The organism is Vibrio sp. 10N.222.49.C9 (assembly GCF_041474985.1).
GTDB lineage: Bacteria > Pseudomonadota > Gammaproteobacteria > Enterobacterales > Vibrionaceae > Vibrio > Vibrio crassostreae_C.
On sequence record NZ_JBFRVD010000774.1, the window covers coordinates 1 to 272 of the forward strand.

General features: G+C 47.1%; 1 pseudogene. It reads right to left on the reverse strand.

The window, feature by feature from the left end:
* Positions 1-272 (reverse strand): annotated as a pseudogene (locus tag AB4585_RS25535) (DUF58 domain-containing protein); the annotation flags it as partial.

The window sequence follows — 272 nt, forward strand, 5'->3', positions numbered from 1 at the left end:
ATCAAAGGCAGCCCTTTTGCGGCCATCAAACGTACCAGCTGACTCTTTTTGAGCTCTTGATGTTGCTTTAATCCGAGGTTCGCTTGCTTGAGCTTTGCAGATTCACTGATATTAAGCTGATGGGTACCGTCTCCCATTACCCAGTTAGAGCGAGAAGGAAGTTCTTCTTCAAGTCGGTCAGAGATCAATACCGTTAGCACATCATTATGGGCCTGAAGCTGCTGCAACCTATCAACATCTGACTCCTTTGCCCCATGCCAATCACTAAGCAC